Source organism: Pseudomonas sp. GW-45, from assembly GCF_056896675.1.
In genome coordinates this window covers 1,274,643-1,298,651 of the sequence record NZ_CM167674.1, presented here as the reverse complement: position 1 = coordinate 1,298,651, position 24,009 = coordinate 1,274,643, and the positions used below count along the sequence as shown (strand labels likewise).

The window sequence follows — 24,009 nt, the reverse complement described above, 5'->3', positions numbered from 1 at the left end:
CCACCGGGCACGGATGCCCGCCGTGCCCGGTGCCCTATTAAACCCTTAACCCCAGCAAATTATGCACCACGCGCCGCAAGCGGGCCGGTAGTACCGGTTTGTAAAGCAGCTCAACGTCGGCCAATCGTGCTGCTTCCGTCACATCCTCAGAGGTATCTGCGGTTACCAACGCAGTAGGGCCCGCGAAAATACCTTGTTCGCGCAGGGTTTTTATCAGCATCAGACCATCACTCTCGCCTTCCAGACGATAATCCGTCAGTAGCACATCCACTTCTATGCCTTTAAGCCCCTGCACCGCCTCCTCAGCGTTTTCAAACGCCCAGACAATACAACCCCAGGCTGACAACAGCGCTTGCATGGCTTCGCGACTCACTCGATCATTTTCAATTAGCGCCACCTGACCGCTTAGCGCAGGCGCCTGCTGCTGCTTGGGCGTTTCGGCATGGGTTTGCCACTCGCCCAAAGGCACGTCAAACCAAAAACGCGAACCCTCGCCAGTGCGTGATTGCAGCCCGGACGGGTACTCGAGCAAATGCACTATTTGCCGACAGATACTCAGCCCGAGGCCAACGCCCTTGTCGAGCGTACGAGCGGGGTTACGCAACTGGGTAAACTCTTCATATATGCGTTCCTGATCGGCTTCCGCGAGCCCGCAACCGTCATCCACCACACTGATACGCAGACGCCCATCCACACGTTGCACCTCAATAGTCACGGCCGTTGCATTCGCGTGAATCAGCGCATTATTTAGGTAATTGCGAATCAACCGCTCCAATAACACGGGGTCGCTCAGCACCGCGTAGGCTTTATTGCAATGTAGTTGCAGCTTGATACTCCGCCGCGCCGCAAATGGCTCGAGACTATCGAGCAACTGCCTTAACCAAGGCTCAAGATTGAACGACCGCGTCTGCGCGCGCACCATACCGACCGACAGCCGAGACATATCCAGCAATGAGTTAAGCATGGCCTGTAGCAGGTGCGTCGAATCTGCCAGCTTGGCCACCGTCTTGCTGGCTGCTGGGTTGTCTACCTGCTCATACAAATGTTGGATAAACAGCGACATGGCATGCAATGGTTGCCGCAGGTCATGGCTGGCGGTAGCCAAAAAGCGCGTTTTACTTTGGCTTTCTCGTTCGGCGCGGGTGCGCGCCGCTTCTAACAAGTTCTCGTTAAGGTAAGCGCGACGTTGCATATATTCGTACAGATACGCGCCAAACGCGCCCATCATCGTGAAGTTGATTAGATAAATACTGGCAGACGTCACCATCGAGCGGCTAGAACCAATGAAATACTCCGCCAACAGATAAACCAAAACGATGGCACCGGAACCCGCGACGGCATGGCGCATCGGCAAGGCCAGCAAAAACATACCCGATAGCAGCACCAGATAGAGACCATCGTGGGTAACGCGCACCGACACTTCCGCCAGTCGCGCTACTATGATGATCATCACGACCATCAACCCCGCACAGAAATAAGCCACCGTGGCGGCCGCAAAGGCACGCTGCGGTGCAACTCTGCCGAAACGATTTGAGTACCAGAGAGCAGCGATGACGATCAACAACCCAGCGCCCCGCACACAGAGCGTGTAGTTGCTAACCCAATGCGGCAAATAGACGTAATCCAGCAACATAAACAGCAGCATGAAAGTAATTGATGAGATTGCCACTATCTTCACGCGCGCACACATTCTTGCATGCAAAAACAGCTGAAAGTCAGGTTCAAGTTGTGCGCTGAAGCGCAGGCTGGCAAAGCCCCGCTCCTGCGCCAGCAGCGCAGGCTCATCAATAGCGGTGCCCGTAGCGACCAGCCTGGTCTCACTCATAATATTTCATCCGGTTTTATTATAATCATTCCGCTTTATAGCAAGCGGTTATATTGTTTTACATCAAAGGATTAAAATAATTTAAAAACAGTACTTTACAACAACAATTTGCGACTACGCTTTAGCTTAAGCAGGTAAATAACAGGATGTAGTCGTGATTGCCAATTCCATTGCCCCCGTACCGCAAGATTGTATCGCTCAAGACCTTTTCCCTCTCAACCTGTTGGCACTGAGTGCCGCCGACAATCTCTTGGAAAATATTCTACGCCCCACGTTGACGTACTTAGGCGTCAGTTGCATCGCAATGGAACAACTACTACTCGGCACACTGCTCACCACCGCACGCTTGCCAGCCCTGCAGCGTAATACACAAGCCATAGGTCCCTACGCGATCACTCCAGAGCAGCACACCGACATCTGGGATGCACATCTCGCATTGCAGCCCGAGCTGGCCAGCAAAGTGCGAGGCCTGGCTAGTCAGCATTGTTTTCTGCTGAACCCGCATGCCGAGCTGGGTTACAACCTAGCCTATGCTACCGCCATTGCCTGGCTGATTTACGAGCGCCAGCAGTTATCTATTTCAACTGAAAACGATCTACCAAGCCTAGCGCGAATATGGGAGCGCTCCTACCCCCATAAGGGTGGCCGAGCGCAGGATTTTCTGCGCGCTTGGCGTTCCGCCTGCAATACTAAAAGCCCAGTCTCGGCCTGATCAATATCGCCCCATCACCCCCAGTTTAGTCACCTTGACCGCCTGCAAGTGCGCGCGCATCCTGAGTATCCGCCGTTAACTCGGCAACCTTTCAAGCCAGCGCGCACAGGAGCCTTTTTTATGCCCCAATCAGCCAAGATCAACCGCCAGATTCTACTTGCCTCACGCCCGGTCGGCGCGCCAACCACTGCCAATTTCAACCTGGTAGAGACAGCTATTCCCGAAGTTGCTAACGGCCAGATGCTGTTACGCAACCGCTGGATGTCGCTTGATCCCTACATGCGCGGACGCATGAGCGATGCAAAGTCCTACGCCGACCCAGTGCCCGTCGGCAGCGTAATGACTTGCGCCACGGTCAGCGAAGTAATCGAGTCAAAGCTGGATGGCTACGCCAAAGGCGACCTGGTCATGAGCTTCGGTTCCGGCTGGCAGGACTACACCTTGTCCGACGGCGCCATGGTGTTCCGCCTCGACAAAAACATGAAAGAACCCTCGCAGGCCTTGGGTGTACTGGGCATGCCTGGTTTTACCGGTTACATGGGCCTGACCGATATTGGCCAGCCTAAAAAAGGCGAAACCGTCGTGGTTGCCGCTGCTACCGGCCCGGTCGGCACCGTCGTTGGCCAGGTTGCCAAGCAGATGGGCTGTCATGTGGTGGGTATCGCCGGCGGTGCGGAAAAATGCCGTTATGCTGTTGAGGAGCTCGGCTTCGATGCCTGCATCGATCACAAAGATGCAGACCTCAACGACAAACTAGCCGCCGCCTGCCCCAAGGGCATCGACATCTACTTTGAGAACGTGGGCGGTAAAGTGTTCGACGCGGTCATGCCGTTGCTCAACCCCCACGCGCGTATTCCGCTCTGCGGCCTGATCTCTCAGTACAACGCCACCGAAGCGCCAGCCGGCCCGGATCGCATGCCACAGCTGATGCGTCTGATGCTTAGCCAACGCATTCGCATGCAGGGCTTTATCATTTTCGACAACTACGGCGGCCACTTCCCAGAGTTTTTGAAAACCATGACGCCTTGGGTCGAATCCGGAAAAGTGCGGGTAAAAGAGGATCGCGTGGAAGGCCTGGAAAATGCGCCAGAGGCCTTTATGGGGCTGCTTGAGGGTAAAAACTTCGGAAAGTTGGTGGTTAAGATTGCGGATTAATCTTTAGCACCAATAGCGTTTTGAAAATGCCGGCCTTGCCGGCATTTTTTATGGTTTCTCTCCCCACAACTTCAGTCTTTCTCAGATTGATGATGGACCTTGGCGAGAAGTGAAGCCATGAACAGCTATAGGAAAGACTGCAATACACAAAAAAACCGCCCAAAAGGCGGTTTTTTTGTGGGATACAAATAGCTAACTCAAAAACTTAGCCGCACTTGCTATCACCACAACTCAAGCAGGTAAGACACCCATCCATCTGTACAGCTGCCTTGGTGTGACACTTACCGCACATCTGCGAGCCAGCAGGATAAGCTGACGCACTGTCATCACAATCCGCATCTGCTTGGCTTTGCGGCTTAAGACTGTTGAACTCAGCGCGCTTCTGCTCAAGATAGGCAACTTGATGCTCATCCATCTCATCTGACAGCATACCGATGCTCTTCAGATGCTGATCCAGCACATCGCCAATCTCAGCAACCAGCGACGGCATCCAACGACCACCGCGCTTCATATAGCCGCCCTTGGGATCAAACACACTGCCCAGTTCTTCCACCAGGAAAGTGCAATCGCCGCCCTTACGGAATACCGCGGAAATAATCAGCGTCAGGGCTGAAATCCACTGGTAGTGCTCCATGTTCTTGGAGTTGATGAATATCTCAAATGGGCGGCGGGTTTCATGATCACTGCCGTGGTTGAGTACTACATCGTTAATAGTGACGTAGATCGCATGCTCTGATGTAGGCGTCTTGATCTTGTAAGTAGAGCCTTCAAGAAACTCGGGACGCTTGAGCTTTTCATGCATTTCTTCAATCGCTGGGGCGACGCTCTTGGAGTCTGGAGCCTTGGCTGGCTCATCGGCTTTGACTACTGCGTAGTCAACAATCTTGCTATTGATCTTCAATACCATGTAACGCATTCCTCGCTGCGCATGTGCGCAGCTTTCAATTCGGTCGTGTTCGGTACGCGATAGCGCACCCCATCAAAACTTGCCGTAATAGCCTTCTTTCAAGGCGTCGTATAGGTTCGCTGCGGAGTGCATCTCGCCATCGTACTCAATTTCGTCGCCGCCCTTGGCCTCGATAAAGCTGCCATCTTCCAACTTGAAGCGGTAGGTGGTGTTGGCCAGATCCTGTTCCTTGACCAGCACACCCTGGAAGGCCTCTGGGTTGAAGCGGAAGGTGGTGCAACCCTTCAGGCCCTTTTTGAATGCGTAAAGATAGATATGCTTGAAGTCTTCATAGGCGTAATCAGTGGGCACGTTAGCGGTTTTGGAGATCGAAGAGTCGATCCATTTCTGCGCAGCAGCTTGCACATCTACGTGTTGAACCGGGCTCACATCATCAGCCGCGATAAAGTACTCCGGCAGGTTACGGGTTTCCGCTTCCATGCTCGGCAATGCATCGGCATTGATAAAATGACGATAGGCCAGCAACTCAAAGCTGAACACATCGACCTTTTCTTTCGACTTCTTACCGGCGCGAATCACGTTACGGAAATAGTGATGCGCAAAGCTGGGTTCAATACCGTTTGAAGCGTTGTTGGCCAACGACAGCGAGATAGTGCCGGTCGGTGCAATTGAACTGTGATGGGTAAAGCGGCCACCTTTCTCAGCCAAATCAGCAGCCAACTGGGCATCCTCAGCGCCGACTTGTTGCATGTAGCGGCTGTACTTGGCCCAGAGCACTTTGCCGGGCAGCACATCGCCGGCCTTGATACCGTCTTTGGCCATCTCCGGACGCTTGGCCAGCATGGCTTCGGTGACGGTGAACTCTTCATCCATGATGGGCGCGGCGCCCTTCTCTTCTGCCAGTTCCAGCGCGGTGCGCCAGCCCTGCATAGCCATTTCCTTGGACACTTCTTCGGTAAATTCCAGCGACTTTTCTTCGCCATACTTCATGCACAGCATGGTCATAGTTGAGCCCAGACCCAGGAAGCCCATGCCATGACGGCGCTTGCGGAAAATCTCGTTGCGTTGCTGCTCCAGAGGCAGACCATTGATCTCGACTACGTTATCGAGCATCCGGGTAAAGATGGCGACTACGCGACGGTACTCGTCCCAATCGAAACGGGCTTTCTCTGTGAAGGGGTCGCGAACGAACAGGGTAAGGTTGATCGAACCCAGCAGACAGGCGCCATAAGGCGGCAGCGGCTGTTCGCCACAGGGGTTAGTGGCGCGAATCTCTTCACAGAACCAGTTGTTATTCATCTCATTGACGCGGTCGATGAGGATGAAGCCTGGTTCAGCAAAATCATAGGTCGATGCCATGATCATGTCCCAGATTCGCCGCGCCTTGATGGTGCGGAAAATACGACAGGCGACCATGCCATCTTCGCGGGAGACGTAACGCTCGGCACTCGGCCATTCGCGCCAAATCACCTGTTCTGGATCATCCACATTGATACCGTCGGCCAAAACTTCAGCTGCATTCAACGGGAAAGCCAGCTGCCAATCAGTATCGTCTTCAACCGCCTTCATGAACTCGACAGTGATTAGCAGCGAGAGGTTGAACTGGCGCAGACGACCGCCTTCACGCTTGGCACGAATAAAGTCCATTACATCCGGGTGGCCAACATCAAAGGTCGCCATCTGCGCGCCACGACGGCCACCGGCTGAAGACACGGTAAAACACATCTTGTCGTAGATATCCATAAACGACAGCGGCCCGGAGGTGTAAGCGCCAGCACCAGACACATAAGCACCCTTAGGGCGCAGGGTCGAAAACTCGTAACCGATACCGCAGCCAGCTTTCAGAGTCAGGCCGGCTTCGTGCAACTTGGACAGAATATCGTCCATAGAGTCGCCGATGGTGGCTGATACAGTGCAGTTGATGGTCGAGGTCGCTGGTTTGTGCTCAAGCGCGCCGGCATTCGAGGTGATCCGACCGGCCGGGATAGCACCGTGGCGCAGGGCCCAGAGAAATTTCTCGTTCCACTCTTCGCGCAGTTCGGGTGCTTCCACATCAGCCAGGGCACGAGCAACACGCTGGTAAGTCTCATCGACCACCCCATCGATAGCGACGCCATCTTTGGTTTTGAGTCGGTACTTGGTATCCCAGATGTCTTCTGAGGCGGGCTGCATGGGGATGCTGGTAACCACATTGCGCAGGCGCTGTACCTTGGCTGTCTGACTCATTTATTTCTCCTGAAACACTCGACCGAACTCGCTTAAGGGATTGACTTACAGGCTTTTGGCCTGTAGACCCCTCTCGCGCACGAAACACTAGTTATTGTGCAATTTGGGAATGCTAGACCCACATATGGTAAATATCAACCGTAAAAAAAGCGTGATTAGCCGCTTTTCTGGTTGACTTTACAGGCCGTTCCGGCAGGCAGAAGGGTATAGTAAGAACGCGCCCAGCAATGACGCGGGGCGCTGAAGGATGCTCTTATTTGGAACCGTCTATCGGGAAAAATTCTCCGGTGCTCCACACGCCCAAGCGCGTGTGCCCGTCGACGCTGTGTTCCACTGCGCGTTCAGCCAATTCGTAGAACAGGTTTCGACTGATCAGCGCTTCCAGGTTGCCGCGTAACAGTACATAAGGCGATGGTTCTTGAGTTTCACTATCAACCTCAACGCGAATCGGATGCTCGGCATCGACCGTCACTTCATCTTCAAGGTTAGTGGTGAAGATCAGCTGCTGATCCTGGCCTTCGCCCTCAACCTGCAAACGTGTTGCGACAAAGGGCGCGTCATCGACCTTAATAGCCCAGCGTTCAACCGGTGTGACCAAGTAATAACGGCCGTCATCATCGAGTCGCAAAATACCGGAAAATAGCTGAGCCAAGGCCTTGCGCTCAATCGGATCACCTTCGTGGTACCAGGTGCCATCGCGGGTAATATGCATATCCATCTCGCCGCTCAGCTCAGGATTCCAGAGATGCACTGGCGAAGGCTCTCGGCGCTGAAGCGCACCGCGTTGAGGGATACTATCGAGCAAGGATTGCGCCGGCAAAGGACGATCAGCCATATCAATCACTCCTTGGAAAGGTGAAACGAGTAGACAGCGGGCTGAGGTGACAGGTTCACCAAATCGAAGCCAAACTCAGCGACGCCCCAGCAGCTGACGGGTGTAATCCTGCAACGGAGGGCGCAACAGATCTTCTGGGCTGGCTTTATAAAATTGCAAAAAACCACCCTTGGTGTTGATGGTAGTGAAGTCCACCAGATGACGAGTGCCAACCTCCATCAGGATCAGTTGCAGCACGCCACTGTCGGCACCTACATCTTCCCAGCGCTCGGACGTTTCCCATTGCTCCTGACTGCCAACCGCGTCTTCGGCTGAAGCAAACCGCGTGTACAGCAGATAGTCATACTGATAACTGCGAGCCTCCAGCAGCGCCTCTTCTAACCCCAAGGGTTGATGTGCTCGGCGCACCATCGGAAACACCTCTACCGCAGCTGCGGAAGCTTCTTCAGCTACAACGTTAGGCCTGGTGTAAGGGCTACCAATTGGCAAAAAATGGCCTTGCGCGATATAGAGCTTGGAGTCCGGCTGTAACGTCCAGGTGCTGCTGCGCTTGATGTCGTAGTGATCGAGTACTCCCGCATCGCCCAAATAATAACCGGCTTGCTGGGTCATGTCAGAGGGCTTCATGCAGCCAGCAAGCAATACCAGCATTAGAGCCAAGCTCAAACGCATCATGCACCTTCTCCTTTCAGCCATGACCAAGGGATTTACAACCCGCGCATCCACTCGGGTCGCAACTGCGCTCGCTCAGGGCGAACTATAGCGTTCTCGATCTGCGCCAACAGGCGTGCCTTGTCTTCCCCAAGCACACCTTTGAGCACCAACGCGTTGGATGCATGGTCGCTGCGAAACACCGTATTGTCCAGCGCCAGGGCACCGACAAACTGCTGCAACTCATTGAACAAGGCAGACTGATCCAACTCTTCGAAATCAGGATACTGCGCCTTGAAACGCTCCAACCCCTGCGGAAAGTTTACTACCAGCGTAGACACAAATTCTGGCTGCGTCAGATTCACCAGCTTCGCTGAGTTCGCCGCGTGTTGAGTACTAAGTGCTTTGCCGCCCAGACCATTAAGAATCATCACCGAGCGCTGCAGGCCGGCTTCGCCCGCCTTATTGAGGGCATCGGCGGTAGAGGCAAAGGTCTCGCCTTTGTTGACCCGCGCCAGCACCTCATCATCACCGGACTCAGCACCCACGTAGAGCATCTGTAGGCCTGCTTCTTTGAGTTCGCGCAGCTCTTCAACACTCTTGCGTTTTATGTTGCGCGGCAAGCAATAGGAAGTCACCCGCTCAACGCTGGGAATATTCTCACGTATGGCTTCTAGGATTCGCAGCAGACGGCGCGCGGGCAACACCATGGCATCGCCATCCGCCAAAAATATGCGTTGCACTATGTAACTCTCACCTACCCGGCGGATTTCCTCCATTACTTCTGCTTCATCGCGGGCGCGGAATTTTTTCTGCGGCGCTGTGTACATCTCACAAAAGGTGCACTTGTTCCAGGAACAGCCGTTGGTGACCGGCAGGATCAGTGAGTGAGCCTCACTGGGCGGACGAAACACCGGCTCTATATAACTGACAGGGAAATCCTGCTCTAAGGGCATGGTGGCACTCCATTGGTTGCTCAAGGGCAGAGCCTTGGACTGGATAATCGTGAGAAAGATTGAATACGCGAGGTAGCCCGGCAGGCAAAAGGCTGAAGAAAACCGAGCATATTAAGCAAATAGCACCGTAAAACCAATCCCCCGCACGGGTTTGGAATCTGTCGACTCCATCACATATAGTCAGCGCAGGGGTTGAACACATAAAGATTATGTCTCACCTCGCCAGATTAAAAACGCATAAAAACAATAGTTACAGCGCAACGGAAGAAACAATAATGAAAGAGATCGCTTTCCAAGCCAGTACCGGCTTTTTGCTCAAGACCCTCACCGCCTCGATTCTCGCCATCACCCTATCGGGATGCCTAAGTAGCGGCGGTGGCAGCGATGATGACGAAGTAGCCACGCCTGATCCGCTGGCTGTCACCACCACCGAAGGTGATGTTAAAGGTGTCACCATCGAAGGTATGGACGGCATCCGCGTATTCCGTGGCATCCCTTATGCCCAGCCGCCTGTTGGCGAACTGCGGTTTGCCCCCACCGAAGCAGCAGAGAAAAGGAATGAAACACTGCAACTTAGCAGCGCATTCGGTAACAGCTGCGTGCAGGTGGATATTGCCACACGGAGCGTCGCCGGCAATGAAGACTGCCTATACCTCAATGTGTACGCTCCAAGCTCCGGCGAGAACTTGCCGGTAATGGTATGGGTTCACGGTGGTGCGTTCGTGTTTGGAAATGGCGGTGGTGAATACGACCCAACCCGCTTAGTACAGGAAGACGTGATTGTCGTGACCATGAATTATCGTCTAGGCCTGCTGGGCTTTATGGCCCACCCAAGCCTAGATTCCGACGGTGGCAACTTTGGTTTAATGGATCAGCAACAGGCGCTGCGCTGGGTGAAGGAAAACGCTGCAGCCTTTGGCGGTGATCCTGCAAACGTCACACTATTCGGCGAGTCAGCTGGCGGCCACAGTGTAATGAGCCACATCGTTTCACCGCGTGCTAAAGCTGAGAACCTCTTCCAGCGCGCAATTGTTCAGAGCGGGTCATACGCGCCATTCCAGTCCAGTAAAGAAGCTGCTCAAGCTACTGGTACTAAAGCCGCTACAGCCCTCAGTTGTAGCGACGCTGACACAGCTGCCGCTTGCTTGCGAGCGTTGCCGGCTAGCAGTTTTCTCGCCGTACAAGGGTCCCAGGTTATACCTAACATGGATTCTTCAACGGATTTGTTGCCAAAAACGATTCAAGCCTCTTTGGCGGCTGGCGAGTTCAACAAGAATCTTGATGTAATGATCGGCAGTAATCAAAATGAAGGTACGTTATTTGTAGCGCTGGACGAACTCACTAACGGAAAGTCTCTCGATACGCTGGGTGAGGCGGAGTACCGGTCTCGCGTCGCAGCTCTTTTCGCTGGCTCCGGATTAGATGCAGATGCAATTGCCACGAAGTACCTGGAATACTATCCCGAAGGTGAGAACCGCTTATCGTTGGCGCTATCTGCCATTTGGACAGACTCCAACTTCGCTTGTAACAGCTATGCGCAGGCAAGCACATTCTCTGCCGCTGCGATGAATACTTATCAGTATTGGTTCCGAGACGAAGACGCGCCTTGGACTCTCGTGCCCGGCGCGAGCTTTCCGCTAGGCGCTACGCATGCTGGTGAGATCCCTTACGTTCTCTACCCCGAGACTGTGATGAAATCTCGCTATACTGGCACCGATGCAAATATTGACTCTCTAGCAGGTCACATGGTCGGCTACTGGACTCAATTCGCCAAAGACGGCAACCCCAACAGCACCGATGGGGTCGCCCCTAACTGGGGACAAACGTCTCTGGGGCAGATTAATACCCTTGATGTGCCAGACCCTGCAAGTGGTTCAGTCCTAAACTTCCTGGGCTATCACCGTTGCAGTTACTGGGCAGCTCCACCGATGGTTAAAGCACCGATCTAACCATCCAGCAGTATCGCCCGCAAACCACAACAACCCGGCTATTCGCCGGGTTGTTTAGTATCATTTTGCTCCTGCGGCAAAATCGCCAAAAAGTTATCCCGCGCGACCTTATGCGCCACATCTTCCGGCAGCGCATCCAAAAAAACATCAAAACCGTGCATGTACTTGCCAACACTGTCGAACTGCCCCACCACGTCTGAGCCGAGCATAAAGCGGCCGGGGTAATCCTCAACTAGCTGAACCCACTCAGCATTGGGCTTTCCATCCTTATCTAATAAATAAGGCTCACGCACCGTCCAAGACAAGTCGATATACAGATTGGGATAGGCCTTGAGCATGCGTTGGAGGGTGGGCAACAAAAAATCGAGTTTGGTTTGGTGGCGATGAATTTCCATACTGGTGCCAGCGTGGGCCCAGATAAAGCGTACTCGCGGGTGATTGCGCAGTGGTTCTTCTACTTCCTGCAAATACAAAGGGTTACGCTCACGCTGTGACGTAATATTGCTATGCACCATGACCGGTAAATCGTACTCGGCAGCCAAGTCATAAACGCGCTCCATAGCATCGCTGTTGGCGCGTGGAGGCTCGCCATGAATCAGCGCAGTCAGGTCATCGTGCCGAGTAAAGACTTCGCCAATCCCTTGCCAAAGGCCAGGATAAAGCTCAAGCATGCGGCGAATGTGCGCATCCGAATTTTTGTCGTTGGGATTAAAGCCCGAGAGAAAAGGATGAAAACGGGGCTGCTGTTCCGCAGGCAATTTTTTGTAGGCCTCGGCTACCAACACGTCAGTTGCACTAAACCAATAGGCGCTACCATCATCCCCCGCGTAATAGCGCGGGCGCTTGGGTTCGTTTTCACTCCACTTCTTGGCAACCGGGATACCCGACAGCATCACGTGCTCTACGTTGCTTTCATCCATTTTATCAAGCAACACTTGCATGCCTTCAGTTTCCTGAAAGAAATCGACGTAATGCAGGTGCGCATCGGTATAAGCATAATCTCGCGCCAGTAACGGCATGGACAAACAACATGCTAACAAACCGCAAGTAATACGTGATGGGGTCAAAGGTAAGCTCCTATGTGGACTGCCAGATAGACCCCGCCCCTAGGTTCGGAGTTCAGTACGCTCAGCTTTGCGGTTCAATGATTTCATGATCTTTTTTGCGTTTGGAGCGGTTACCCATGCGTACCCCTATATCCATAAGAAACTGCATGTAGCCCTCCTGATCCTTGATCACATCTTTCCAGAATGGCGAGTGATACATGGCCATAGCGCCGTGCACCAGTGCCCAAGCGGCGGAATAATGGAAGTAGGCTGGCACATCTTCCAGCTTGCCATCATCAATACGGGTTTGGATTACACCGGTGAGATGATTGAAATTGGACGTACGGATCGCGTGCAACTCCTCCACCATGGCAGGCAACTGATTGGCCTTGACGACTTTCTCTTCCAACCGATCAAACAGTCGATAGCGCTCAGGGTCGCTCATACGGAAAGCAAAGTACTCGCGTGACAAAGCCTCCTGATCACGCTCTATATCCTTGGAATGCAGCAATTCGGCCAGATCGCGCTCGTAATCCAGCATCAGCCGCAAATAAATCTCCGCCTTGGATTTGAAGTGCTTATAGATGGTGCCCTTACCGATGCCGACTTCATCGGCGATCATTTCAACGGTGACGCTGTCTTCCCCTTGCTCAAGAAACAGACGCAACGCGCTATCCAGGATCTCTTGCTCCCGACGACGAAATTCGCGAACTTTCCGTGACTCTTTCTGCATGTAAGACACCTAGAACTCAAACTGAGAATGTCTCCTATTATGCCAAGCCGATGACCCGATGCCCATATTTGATTACAAGCTGACTAGCGGGTTCAAGCATGTCCAAATATGCCTATTTACTGGCCTACGCTTATCCTGCTGCTGAGCGCGGCCGTTGAGTACGCAACTTTGTCCGAAATGCCTTTTTTGGTCGGATTGGCAGCTCGGCATGGCCCACAAGAAATACAAGCACTATGCTAAAAGACCCTAAGGAGGCCCGCATGCACACATCGCACACTTGGCAACACGAATTCCCGATCGATCCGGCGATCTGCTATCTCAACCACGCTGCGGTAGCGCCATGGCCGCAACGCGCCGCCAAGGCGGTCAGTCGCTTTGCGCAGGAGAACACCCATCAAGGTGCGCGTGATTATCCGCGTTGGGCCAAGCTGGAAAAACACCTGCGCCAGCAGTTAAAACAGTTGATTAACGCGCCATCTACTGACGATATAGCCCTGGTAAAAAACACCTCTGAGGCACTCTCATTTGTTGCGCAAGGCATCGATTGGCAGAAGGGGGACGAGATCATCACCAGCAATCAGGAGTTTCCCTCCAACCGCATTCCTTGGGAGGCACTAAGCTCACGGGGTGTCATCTTGCAGCAAATAGCCTTGGAGGGTGACGATCCCGAACAGGCATTGATCGACGCAATGACTGCACAAACCCGGCTACTGACCATTAGCTCGGTACAATATGCCAGCGGCCTGAGGATGGATCTCGAACGATTAGGTGCTGCCTGCAAAGCGCGTGGCGTGCTGTTTTGCGTAGACGCCATTCAATCAATCGGCGCCCTGCCTTTTGACGTACAAGCGATCAATTGCGACTTCGCCATGGCAGATGGTCATAAATGGTTATTAGGGCCTGAAGGCTTAGGCGTTTTCTACTGCCATGAGTCTGTACGTGAGCACTTACAGCTAACCCAACACGGCTGGCATATGGTTGAGGCAATGGGTAATTACGATTTGCAGCAGTGGACGCCCGCCAGCTCAGCACGGCGCTTTGAGGCAGGCAGCCCAAATACCTTAGCGCAGCACGCGCTGTCCGCCAGCCTTGAGCTACTGCTGGAAACGGGCATGAATGAAGTAGCCGAGTTGCTACAAGAGCGCGTGAGCTACCTGATCAGCCAGCTTGAGCAGATTCAGGGCTGCCAATTGCTCAGCCCTAAACATAAAGAAAGAAGAGCGGGTATCGTGACCTTTGCCATCGAGGGTATTGATCACGCCGTGCTGCATCGCGGTCTCATGCAAGCGGGCGTCATTTGCGCTCAACGGGGCGGCGGGATTCGCTGGTCACCGCATTTTTACACGGCAAATACCTGCTTGGATAAAGCCGTCTCTCGACTGCAAGAACTGATCGCCCAACAAAGGGCTAACAGCGCTTCACGATAAAGCGAGGCGCACGTATTCCAAATCAGTTTATAAAAAGCCGGAGAAGCGCTGGAAAGCGCGGGGATTTCAACAATACTCAAACTATCAGATGAGCATCTCCCCCAAGTGCCTGTCTGAGCTGACAGGTTCTATCCTGTCTCAGTATCACTCCTAATGGTCTTAACCCGAACTCTTCCCCCAGAGCTCGGGTTTTTTTTAGGGGTAATTCAACAGGACGAACAGGCGTCTACGCAGAAAGTCAGCGAGCAGTGAGCGGAAACAGTCGGTGGAAGTTATCGCCGGTTTGCTGCCACAGCGTTTCGACCGGCACACCACGCAATTCAGCTAGGAATGAGGCCACCTCACAAACAAACTGCGGCTCATTCGGCTTGCCGCGATGCGGAATCGGCGCCAGATAAGGGGAATCCGTCTCAACCAGCAAGCGATCAGCTGGCACTTGACGCGCCACCTCACGCAGCGCCTCGGCGTTGCGAAAGGTCACGATACCTGAGAGGGATATGTAGTAGCCCATATCCAGTGCAGCGCGGGCCATCTCCCAATCTTCTGTGAAACAGTGCAGTACGCCCGCGTTGGGCAGGTCAGCTTCACGCAGCAGCGTCAGGGTATCGGCACGTGCCGCACGGGTATGAATAACCACTGGCTTGCCGGTTATTTTTGCCGCTTGAAGGTGAACCGCAAACGAGTCTTTCTGTTGCTCAGCTAAATCTGGCTCGTAGTGGTAATCCAGCCCCGTCTCACCAATGGCGACGGTACGCGGATGGTCCAGGGTAGTGAGTAACCAGTCCAGGTCTGTCTGAGCGCTGTCTTTCAGATCTAATGGGTGAACACCGACGCTGCAAAAAACGTCAGCATATTGTTCGGCCAACGCTTGCACTACAGGTGCATTCGTAGCATCCACGCCGATGCAAAGAAATTTCTCTACGCCGCGCGCTCGGGCTGCGTCCAGCGCAGCATCCAGCGAACCGTCATAAGGCGTGAGATCGAGACGATCAAGGTGGCAATGCGAGTCAATGAGCATGAATTACATGGTGTGAGTAGGACGGTCTGATTTAAGCGCGCCGGCAAGATAGGTTTCGATCTTGCTGCGTGCGGTGTTGTCTTGATCGCTGAACTGCACGCCGATACCGGCAGCGCGGTTACCCTGGGCGCCTTTGGGCGTGACCCAGATCACCTTGCCAGCAACCGGAATTTTTTCAGCCTCTTCCATGAGGTTCAACAGCATGAAAACTTCATCACCCAAGCGATAATTTTTGTTGGTCGGAATGAACAGACCGCCGTGTTTCACAAACGGCATGTAAGCCGCATACAGAACCGACTTATCCTTAATGGTCAGCGACAAAATACCGTTGCGCGGGCCAGGAGGAGTGGGATTGCTCATCGCTCTATCCTTGTTGTAAGGGGTATCACGGAAATCAGGTTAACGCTTTTCCAGCAGGCTTTTCCACTGCACCAGCGCCTTTTCAAGAAAGAGTACGCGATTCAGGTTGGCTTTGCTGGCAAATAGCCTACGGTGCTCCAGTAGCCAATCCTGCCAAGCCAGCAAACGCGTTACGTCCAGTTTAGTTGCCATGTAGCCGAGCACTTTGTCCATATCGGCGCTGACCGATGCGTCACTGGCTTGCTGCTGTAGTTTGAGCAGATCCAGCGTCCATGCGCAGAACCAGTCCAACAGCAAGTCAATGGGAATCGGATTCCATTGCTCGGCCAGCCGAGACGGGGCCACCTGCCCCTTGAGTAAAGCCTTAATACCCTCAACCACTTTCTCGCGCTGAGCCAACGCATCCAGCTGCGCCAACGAAAGCGCGCGCAAGGGCGCACCACCCGCCATCTGCAACAACAGTTCACAGTCGCTGCTGGAGCGCTCGGGTAACTGTTCGGATAACCAAGTTGACGCCTCCTCGAGGCTCGGCAACCCCAATGGTTGTACCCGGCAACGACTGCGAATGGTCGGCAGCAAGCGGCTTGGCTGATCGCTGACCAGCAACAAATAAGTTTCAGCCGAGGGCTCTTCAAGCGACTTCAGCAAAGCGTTGGCAGCGTTCACATTCATCGCCTCCGCGGGCTGCAATACGACTACCTTGCGGCCACCCTGCTGGGATGTCTGGGAGAGAAAGTCGACCAACTGACGGACCGCATCAACGCGTATCGCCTTGCCCTCTTCCTCGGGCTCCAGCATCAACAAATCCGGGTGACTGCCAGCGAGGCGCAGATGGCAGCTGCGGCATTGATCACAGGCCGCTCCAGCATCGGGCGTATCACACATTAAAAAGGCAGCAAAAGCGCTAGTGAAGCGCCGCTTCCCACAACCAGCTTGCCCAGTAAACAGGTAAGCGTGGGCAAAATCCTGTTGCGCTGTTAAGCGCTGCCACAGCGGCTGGTGCCACGGCGCTGGATGCCGAGCAGGTTCAAGCATGCCAGCGCTCCAGTACCCACTTGATAATCGGTTGCAAGTCAGCCTGCACAGATTTCAGCGAGCCACTGCCGTCGATTACCCGGTAGCGCGCAGGCGCGTCTGCTGCCCGTGCCAGATAGGTATTACGCACGCCATCAAAAAAAGCACGCTCCTCCTGCTCGAAGCGGTCGAGCGCACTTCGTGCTTTAGCTCTTGCCAAGCCAACCTCTACTGGCACATCGAACAGCAGCGTGAGCTCAGGGCGCAAGTCACCCTGAACCCAAGTTTCCAAGTCCGCGATGCGGCGGACGTCTATGCCTCTCCCACCACCCTGATAAGCATAAGTCGCATCGGTAAAGCGATCGCTGATAACCACTCGCCCGGCAGCCAGCGCAGGACGTATGACTTGATTAAGATGTTGCGCGCGGGCGGCAAACATCAACAGCAGCTCGGCGTCGTCGTTCATCTGTTCAGCGTGGTTCGCCAATAATAAATCGCGGATCTGTTCGGCAATTGGCGTACCGCCGGGCTCACGGGTCAGTAGCGGATCGCAGCCAGCCGAGCGCAGAGATTCCGCGACGTGCTGCAAGTTGGTCGACTTGCCCGCGCCCTCTGGCCCCTCAAAGGTGATGAATAGACCGCTCATTGCTCGCCCTCCTCTCCTGCCGAGACGGGCGCGGGAGAGGATCGATAGTCTGCCCGCCGACGCATCTGGTACTCACGCACCGCACGGTTATGCTCAGCAAGACTATTGGAAAACACATGCGAACCGTCACCCTTAGCAACAAAATACAAACTCTTGCCGGGCTTGGGATTCACCGCCGCCAACAAAGCTTCTTTACCGGGCATAGCAATAGGCGTGGGCGGCAAACCATCGATGGTGTAAGTGTTGTAAGCCGTTGGCTTGGTGAGATCTCGACGGGTGATCCTGCCGTCGTAATCAGCGCCCATACCGTAGATTACCGTTGGGTCCGTTTGCAGCTTCATACCAATATTTAGGCGACGCGTGAATACCCCGGCGATCTCTGGCCGCTCGCTAGGCACACCGGTTTCACGCTCAACGATGGATGCCATGATCAGCGCCTTGTAGGCGGTATCGAAAGGCAAATCTTTGGCCCGAGCCTCCCAGGCTTCGGCCAGTTGCTGCTCCATACGCTGATAGGCGCGCTGCAAAAGGTCGCGATCGCTCATGCCCAGCGTGTATTGGTAGGTGTCGGGGAAGAAACGCCCTTCCGGATGTACATCTGACAGTTCCAGCGCATCCATCACCTGCGCATCGCTCCACTCTTCGGGCAAGGTCTGCTCGAGACGTTCGGCCTGCCGCAGTGCCGCCCGCACCTGAGTGAAGTTCCAGCCTTCAACCAGCGTCAAATGGCGCTGCAGCACGTCGCCACGTTCGAGCAAGTGCAGTAGCTCGGCGGCGGTCATCTCAGGCTGCAATGCGTATTCACCTACGTGCAGCACCGCGCCTTCCATTTGCCATTGCCAATAACGACGCAACCAGGCGCTATCGTCCAATACCTGCTCGCGCTCGAGTTTGGCGAATACGCCTGCAGGTGTACTGCCGGGCGGAACGTCCAGCGTCCTTGGCTCCTGCAATTGCAGCGGCTGATGCAAAGCGGTTTGCAGCGTTAAAAAGCCCCAAAGCCCTCCACCCAATACCAGCAGGGTTCCCACCACGAAAAGAAAGACGATGATCTTGCCGAGAATTTTCACAAATAAACCTGTTTTGCCAAGGATTGCATCTGTCGCGTGAACGGGCCAACCGGCCAATGCCGGTCTTTCAATTGAATCACCGGCCAGACGCCAAATAAACTGTTACAGCACATGATTTCGTCTGCATCGAGCAGCTCACGATAGCTAACCGCGCGCACCTGCACAGGTTCACCTTGCTGCGTGCTCGCTTCTATCAGCAGATCACGCATCACCCCCTGCACACCACACTGGGTCAATTCAGGGGTCACCCATACACCAGCGATCCGTAAGAAAAGATTACTCATGGTGCACTCTATCGGTTGCCCTGTCAGGTCACACACCAGCCCTTCAGCGTAGTCGTCAGACTGCCACTCACTACGCGCCAATACCTGCTCCAATCGGTTCAAATGTTTCAAACCGGCGAGTGCAGGTTGATGACCCAAGCGGGTTTGACAGGCAAACAGACGGATACCTTGTTCAGCGTTTACCAAGGGATAAGCAGGAGCCGGTGAGCCCAATAATATGCGGTTGGGTTCAGCCGGTAACGGCATTGCATAACCGCGCTGACCACTACCCCGAGTGAGAATTAGCTTGATCACGCCGTCAACCAGACGTTGCGCCAACAGATCGACCTCGGCGGTCAATTGCTCAGCCGGCAGGTCAAAACGCAGGGAATGGCAGCCGCGTGCCAAGCGTTGCAGATGTCGCGACCACAAAGGGGCCGCGCCACCAATCACTCGAATGGTTTCAAATAGTCCGTCACCATAGGCCAGGCCGCGATCACTCAACGGCAAGCAATCAGCTGCTTGGCCGTTGAGCAAGGTAACTGCAGTTGCGCCTGACATCGTAGCGTCAGCTGTCATTCGCAGCGGCGAAAAACCAGACTGCCGTTGGTGCCACCAAAGCCGAAGGAGTTGGAGAGCGTCACATTCAGAGGGCGCTGCTGAGCGGTATGCGCCACATAGTTGAGATCGCAGCCCTCATCAGGGTTGTCGAGGTTAATGGTCGGCGGCGCAACCTGATCGCGCAATGCCAATACGCTGAACACCGCTTCTACCGCGCCGGCAGCACCCAACAAATGACCGGTCATAGACTTGGTCGAGCTGATGGCCAGCTTGTGTGCGTGCTCACCAAATACGCTTTTTACTGCGCGGGTCTCGGCCAGATCTCCCGCTGAAGTGGAAGTACCATGCGCATTGATGTAGTCGACTTCGTCTGGGTTCAGTCCAGCGTCTTTCAACGCATTGACCATACACTTGGCACCGCCGCGACCGTCCTCCGGTGGCGCTGTCATGTGGAAGGCGTCACCGCTCATGCCAAATCCAACCAGCTCAGCGTAAATATTGGCACCGCGTGCTTTAGCATGCTCGTACTCTTCCAACACCATGGCACCGGCACCATCAGACAGCACAAAGCCGTCGCGATCACGATCCCAAGGGCGACTGGCAGCTTGCGGGTCATCATTGCGGGTAGTCATTGCTCGAGCCGCACTGAAACCACCCAAGCCCAAACCACTGGTTGCCATTTCCGAACCGCCCGCCACCATCATGTCGGCTTCGCCATAGGCGATGTTGCGCGCCGCCATGCCGATGCTATGCGTACCTGTGGTGCACGCAGTGGTCATCGCGTAATTCGGGCCTTGCAGACCATATTGAATGGACAGGTACCCGGCCACCATATTGATGATCGACCCCGGCACAAAGAAAGGGGAAATACGGCGCGGACCACTATTGAGCAATTGCTCACAGTTCTTTTCGATATTGGTTAGGCCACCGATACCAGACCCCATGACTACGCCAATGCGATCACGATTTTCATCGGTGATCTCAATGCCGGAGTCTTTGATCGATTGCGCACAGGCAGCCAAGCCGTACTGAATGAACAGATCAAGCTTGCGCGCCTCTTTCGCAGCCATATACAGCTCGACATCGAAATCACGTATGGAGCCACCAATGCGCGTATTGAAAGCGCTAACATCCATATGCTCGATAGTGGCAATACCGCTTTTGCCAGCCAAGGCGGCCTGCCAACTGCTCTCTACCGTGTTACCCAACGGTGACAGCATACCCAGACCGGTTACCACGACGCGTCTACGCGACACAGCGAACTCCTTATTCATTCAACTCTGTATAGCAACGGCAAAAGAGCAGAGCCCTCGCCGCGAACCTGCCATATTGTCGGTGCAAACGCGCCGGGCAGCAAGGCAACCCGCACAAGGCTGCGTATCACCATAATTCGGACATACAAAAAAGCCGCAGTTACTTGAGAGCACTGCGGCTTTTTGTGACCTTTCAGCAGACTGCGTGATTACTTCTCGTTAGAGTTCACGTAGTTGATTGCTTCTTGGACGGTGGTGATTTTCTCGGCTTCTTCATCCGGAATTTCGGTCTCGAATTCTTCTTCGAGGGCCATAACGAGCTCCACGGTGTCCAGGGAGTCAGCGCCAAGATCTTCAACAAAAGAAGCGCTGTTGGTCACTTCTTCTTCTTTGACGCCGAGCTGCTCGGCAACGATTTTCTTGACGCGTTCTTCGATGGTACTCATACCTTGTTCTCACTCCTATTTGCAGTTCCGAGAAGCCGGACTGCGGGTAGTTTATAGAAACAAATTGCTTAGTTTCAAGCGTCAATCGCTTCTATCGTAAAAGGTGCTAGGCCTGTTGGACCTGTACCCAAGAAAAAATCATGCAAAAACATGAGTTTAGCCTAGATGGAAACCCACCTTAGCTCATGTACATACCGCCATTGACCGGCAATGTTGCCCCGGTAATGTAGCCTGCCGACTCGCTGGCAAGAAAGCCTACTGCGGCTGCAATTTCATCAGCTTGACCCAAACGACCAAGCGGAATTTGCTCCAGCATCACGTCACGCTGGCTGTCATTAAGCGCACGCGTCATGTCTGTGTCAATAAAACCTGGTGCTACGGCGTTCACAGTAATAGCACGAGAGCCCACTTCACGCGCAAGTGCGCGAGTGAAACCTTCCATGCCAGCCTTAGCCGCAGCGTAGTTTGATTGACCCGCATTACCCATGCCGCCAACCACAGAACTGATGTTGATGATACGCCCCCAACGGCTCTTGGTCATGCCCCGCAACACAGCCTTGGACAGGCGGTAAACGGAGCCAAGATTGGTGTTCAGCACATCATCCCACTCATTTTCTTTCATGCGCATCAGCAGATTATCGGCGGTGATACCTGCATTATTAACCAAAATTGCTGGCGCGCCATAACTATCAGTAATACTGCTCAGCACGGCAGCAACCGATTCAGCGTCGCGTACATCGAGCTTTAAACCGGTCCCTTTGTAGCCTGCTTCTGCCAACTTATCGGCAATCGCCTGCGCGCCCTGATCACTGGTCGCAGTACCCACCACAATGGCGCCTTGGGCAGCGAGAGCGTGAGCAATAGCCTGGCCGATACCACGACTTGCGCCTGTAACCAGCGCGACTTTTCCTTCAAGACTCATATCAAATTCCTTATGCAAAGAGTTCGCTGAACGCCGTGAAGCCCGCAACGCTTTCTAAACTGTGGTTGTTGACCGCTTTAGTGCAGCGTTTGTTCAAACCACCCAGCACTTTACCTGGACCACATTCCACCAGATCGGTAACGCCTTGCTCTGCCATATAAAGCACCGATTCAACCCAGCGTACTGGACTGTAAAGCTGCTCAACCAACAATTGGCGTACATCAGCAACGTCGGCGGCTGGACGCGCCGTCACGTTCTGTACCAGCGTAATGCTAGGCACCTGCCACTTTAAAGCGGCAAAGTCGACTGACAGCTGCTCAGCTGCAGACTCCATCAACGCACAATGTGACGGCACACTAACCGGCAGCGCAATCGCGCGCTTGGCGCCGGCATTCTTACAGGCATCGATAGCACGGGCTACGGCATCAGCCTCCCCAGCAATAACCACTTGGCCGGGAGCATTAAAATTAACAGCGCTAACCACTTGGCCTTGGGAGGCTGCTGCGCACAATTCGATGATTTGCTCATCCTCAAGCCCCAGGATCGCTGCCATAGCACCCTGACCCTCAGGAACCGCCTGCTGCATCAATTGACCACGACGCTCAACCAAACGAACCGCGTGGGCAAAAGGCAAGACTTCAGCCGCGACCAGCGCCGAGTACTCACCCAAACTGTGCCCAGCAACGAAGCCAGGACGCACCGAGCTGCTCTGGCACCATAGGCGCCAGAGGGCTACAGAAGCAGTAAGGATCGCCGGCTGTGTGCGATCAGTGCGATTCAAGTCAGCTTCTGGCCCGTTTTGGCTCAGCGCCCAAAGGTCGTAACCGAGCGCATCGGAAGCTTCATTGAAAGTCTCTTTGATGACAGCGTGTTGCTCGGCCAATTCGCCCAACATACCAACAGACTGCGAGCCTTGCCCGGGGAAAACGAAGCCAAGGGAATTAGTCATACCATCTTCCTGTTATCCAATGAGTGAGGAGAGTTTAGACACATGAGTGCGGCAATGGAATTTGGATGCGCTGCGCCCCTGCCAGGTCACAGCAACTCAACGAGGCGCCTGCAGACGCAGCGCAATCCGCGCAGGCAAATCAGCCTCGCAGGCTTTAACTGCTTTGCCGATGGCGGCCAGCATGGCCTGCTCGCCAGCGCCGCCGTGGCTTTTAATTACCACGCCGCGCAAACCCAGCAAACTGGCCCCATTGTGACGATCAGGATCATTACGCTGTCGCATCGATTTCAGTGAATGGCGCACCCAAGGCGATATCCAGCGCAACAGTCGACTGGCCTGCATCGCGTCACGCATCTCCGCTTGCAGGTAGCTGGCCACGCCCTCGCTGGCCTTGAGCAGCACATTACCAACGAAGCCATCACACACCAGCACATCAGCCTCGCCGCGAAACAAACCGTCACCTTCAACATGGCCAACATAGTTGAGCTGATCGCTGGCCGCCAACAATGCAGCAACAGCGCGCACCTCCCGCGCACCCTTATTGACCTCGTGACCGATATTCAACAATCCGACCCGCGGATTGGGGTTACCGGTCAGCTCCGCCGCTGCCGCCGAGCCCATCAAAGCGAACTCGAATAATTGCTCGGCGGAACAATCAACATTGGCGCCCAAATCCAAAACGTGGCAATCGTGCCCAGCGACGGGTAAAGCGGCCATGATTGCCGGGCGCTGAACTCCTTCCAGCATACCCAGCACAGAGCGCGCCAACACCATCAGCGCTCCTGTATTACCCGCACTCAGACAGCCCTCTGCATGCCCGTCGCGTACCAACTGCAGGGCCACCCGCATAGAAGCATCAGGCTTGCCACGCAGCACTTGTGCCGGCGCATCATCAGCCAAAATTTGCTCAGAAGCAGGTACCACAGAGATTCGATCGGCGGAATAACGGGCAGCAGAAAGCAGCGGTGCAATAACGTCCGCAGAGCCAACTAAGATAAGGTGCAACGAAGGGAAAAGCGCAAGACTACGAATAGCAGCGGGGATAATGCAACGGGGACCGAAGTCCCCGCCCATCACATCAATCG

The 24,009-nt window shown here is 54.4% G+C and carries 23 protein-coding genes; 4 read left to right on the top strand and 19 right to left on the bottom strand.

From position 1 onward, the window contains the following. Positions 1-37: 37 nt before the first annotated feature. Positions 38-1,825 (bottom strand): ATP-binding response regulator, encoded by a 1,788-nt coding sequence (locus AC1XYH_RS05845; RefSeq protein WP_483325692.1) that lies wholly within the window; start codon positions 1,823-1,825, stop codon positions 38-40. A gap of 154 nt (positions 1,826-1,979) precedes the next feature. On the opposite strand from AC1XYH_RS05845, the gene AC1XYH_RS05840 reads away from it, so the two are divergent. Continuing rightward, positions 1,980-2,537 (top strand): hypothetical protein, encoded by a 558-nt coding sequence (locus tag AC1XYH_RS05840; RefSeq protein ID WP_483325691.1) that lies wholly within the window; start codon positions 1,980-1,982, stop codon positions 2,535-2,537. A gap of 120 nt (positions 2,538-2,657) precedes the next feature. After that, positions 2,658-3,692 carry an NADP-dependent oxidoreductase gene (locus tag AC1XYH_RS05835; RefSeq protein ID WP_483325690.1) on the top strand — a complete coding sequence of 345 codons (1,035 nt, stop codon included), beginning with the start codon at positions 2,658-2,660 and terminating at the stop codon, positions 3,690-3,692. Positions 3,693-3,897: 205 nt separating this feature from the next. Here the strand turns inward: AC1XYH_RS05835 and AC1XYH_RS05830 are convergent, their stop codons facing one another. From AC1XYH_RS05830 to AC1XYH_RS05810, 5 genes are all read right to left on the bottom strand, one after another. Next, positions 3,898-4,599: a TSCPD domain-containing protein gene (locus tag AC1XYH_RS05830; RefSeq protein ID WP_483325689.1), complete on the bottom strand. Its 702-nt coding sequence runs from the start codon at positions 4,597-4,599 to the stop codon at positions 3,898-3,900. A gap of 72 nt (positions 4,600-4,671) precedes the next feature. After that, entirely contained in the window at positions 4,672-6,825 is a 2,154-nt protein-coding gene (locus AC1XYH_RS05825; protein WP_483325688.1) for an adenosylcobalamin-dependent ribonucleoside-diphosphate reductase, read from the bottom strand. A 253-nt stretch (positions 6,826-7,078) separates the two neighbouring features. Next, on the bottom strand, positions 7,079-7,660 hold the full coding sequence (locus AC1XYH_RS05820; protein WP_483325687.1) for a DUF1285 domain-containing protein: 582 nt from the start codon (positions 7,658-7,660) through the stop codon (positions 7,079-7,081). Positions 7,661-7,735: 75 nt separating this feature from the next. Then, entirely contained in the window at positions 7,736-8,335 is a 600-nt protein-coding gene (locus AC1XYH_RS05815; protein WP_483325686.1) for a DUF4823 domain-containing protein, read from the bottom strand. Between the two features lie 32 nt (positions 8,336-8,367). After that, positions 8,368-9,267, bottom strand: a complete 900-nt coding sequence (locus AC1XYH_RS05810; RefSeq protein WP_483326316.1) for a radical SAM protein — start codon at positions 9,265-9,267, stop codon at positions 8,368-8,370. Positions 9,268-9,542: 275 nt separating this feature from the next. Between AC1XYH_RS05810 and AC1XYH_RS05805 the strand changes: the two genes are divergently transcribed. Then, the gene (locus AC1XYH_RS05805; protein WP_483325685.1) at positions 9,543-11,216 is read left to right on the top strand and encodes a carboxylesterase/lipase family protein; all 1,674 of its coding nucleotides are present in this window, start codon (positions 9,543-9,545) and stop codon (positions 11,214-11,216) included. Positions 11,217-11,254: 38 nt separating this feature from the next. Here AC1XYH_RS05805 and AC1XYH_RS05800 read toward each other — a convergent pair whose 3' ends face one another. Beyond that, the gene (locus tag AC1XYH_RS05800) at positions 11,255-12,235 is read right to left on the bottom strand and encodes an amidohydrolase family protein (protein WP_483326315.1); all 981 of its coding nucleotides are present in this window, start codon (positions 12,233-12,235) and stop codon (positions 11,255-11,257) included. Between the two features lie 109 nt (positions 12,236-12,344). Continuing rightward, positions 12,345-12,995, bottom strand: a complete 651-nt coding sequence (locus AC1XYH_RS05795) for a TetR/AcrR family transcriptional regulator (RefSeq protein ID WP_483325684.1) — start codon at positions 12,993-12,995, stop codon at positions 12,345-12,347. Positions 12,996-13,255: 260 nt separating this feature from the next. On the opposite strand from AC1XYH_RS05795, the gene AC1XYH_RS05790 reads away from it, so the two are divergent. Beyond that, positions 13,256-14,422 (top strand): aminotransferase class V-fold PLP-dependent enzyme, encoded by a 1,167-nt coding sequence (locus AC1XYH_RS05790; protein ID WP_483325683.1) that lies wholly within the window; start codon positions 13,256-13,258, stop codon positions 14,420-14,422. A gap of 238 nt (positions 14,423-14,660) precedes the next feature. Here AC1XYH_RS05790 and AC1XYH_RS05785 read toward each other — a convergent pair whose 3' ends face one another. From AC1XYH_RS05785 to plsX, 11 genes are all read right to left on the bottom strand, one after another. Next, entirely contained in the window at positions 14,661-15,440 is a 780-nt protein-coding gene (locus tag AC1XYH_RS05785) for a TatD family hydrolase (protein ID WP_483325682.1), read from the bottom strand. 3 nt (positions 15,441-15,443) lie between these two features. After that, positions 15,444-15,800 (bottom strand): PilZ domain-containing protein, encoded by a 357-nt coding sequence (locus tag AC1XYH_RS05780; protein WP_483325681.1) that lies wholly within the window; start codon positions 15,798-15,800, stop codon positions 15,444-15,446. Between the two features lie 39 nt (positions 15,801-15,839). Continuing rightward, a complete protein-coding gene (locus tag AC1XYH_RS05775) occupies positions 15,840-16,835 on the bottom strand; it encodes a DNA polymerase III subunit delta' (protein ID WP_483325680.1) in 996 nt (331 codons plus the stop codon). After that, positions 16,828-17,460, bottom strand: coding sequence for a dTMP kinase (gene tmk / locus AC1XYH_RS05770; protein WP_483325679.1), 633 nt, complete (start codon positions 17,458-17,460; stop codon positions 16,828-16,830). The genes AC1XYH_RS05775 and tmk overlap by 8 nt, the downstream gene beginning before the upstream one ends. Beyond that, positions 17,457-18,524, bottom strand: coding sequence for an endolytic transglycosylase MltG (gene mltG, locus AC1XYH_RS05765; protein WP_483326314.1), 1,068 nt, complete (start codon positions 18,522-18,524; stop codon positions 17,457-17,459). The genes tmk and mltG overlap by 4 nt, the downstream gene beginning before the upstream one ends. Positions 18,525-18,526: 2 nt before the next feature. Continuing rightward, positions 18,527-19,354: an aminodeoxychorismate lyase gene (gene pabC, locus AC1XYH_RS05760; protein ID WP_483325678.1), complete on the bottom strand. Its 828-nt coding sequence runs from the start codon at positions 19,352-19,354 to the stop codon at positions 18,527-18,529. 14 nt (positions 19,355-19,368) lie between these two features. Beyond that, the gene (gene fabF, locus AC1XYH_RS05755) at positions 19,369-20,610 is read right to left on the bottom strand and encodes a beta-ketoacyl-ACP synthase II (protein WP_483325677.1); all 1,242 of its coding nucleotides are present in this window, start codon (positions 20,608-20,610) and stop codon (positions 19,369-19,371) included. A 206-nt stretch (positions 20,611-20,816) separates the two neighbouring features. Further along, entirely contained in the window at positions 20,817-21,053 is a 237-nt protein-coding gene (gene acpP, locus AC1XYH_RS05750) for an acyl carrier protein (protein WP_483325676.1), read from the bottom strand. Positions 21,054-21,231: 178 nt separating this feature from the next. Beyond that, on the bottom strand, positions 21,232-21,975 hold the full coding sequence (gene fabG / locus AC1XYH_RS05745; protein WP_483325675.1) for a 3-oxoacyl-ACP reductase FabG: 744 nt from the start codon (positions 21,973-21,975) through the stop codon (positions 21,232-21,234). Positions 21,976-21,985: 10 nt separating this feature from the next. Continuing rightward, positions 21,986-22,924 carry an ACP S-malonyltransferase gene (gene fabD, locus AC1XYH_RS05740; protein WP_483325674.1) on the bottom strand — a complete coding sequence of 313 codons (939 nt, stop codon included), beginning with the start codon at positions 22,922-22,924 and terminating at the stop codon, positions 21,986-21,988. A 96-nt stretch (positions 22,925-23,020) separates the two neighbouring features. Continuing rightward, positions 23,021-23,998 (bottom strand): phosphate acyltransferase PlsX, encoded by a 978-nt coding sequence (gene plsX / locus AC1XYH_RS05735; RefSeq protein ID WP_483326313.1) that lies wholly within the window; start codon positions 23,996-23,998, stop codon positions 23,021-23,023. Positions 23,999-24,009 lie beyond the last annotated feature (11 nt).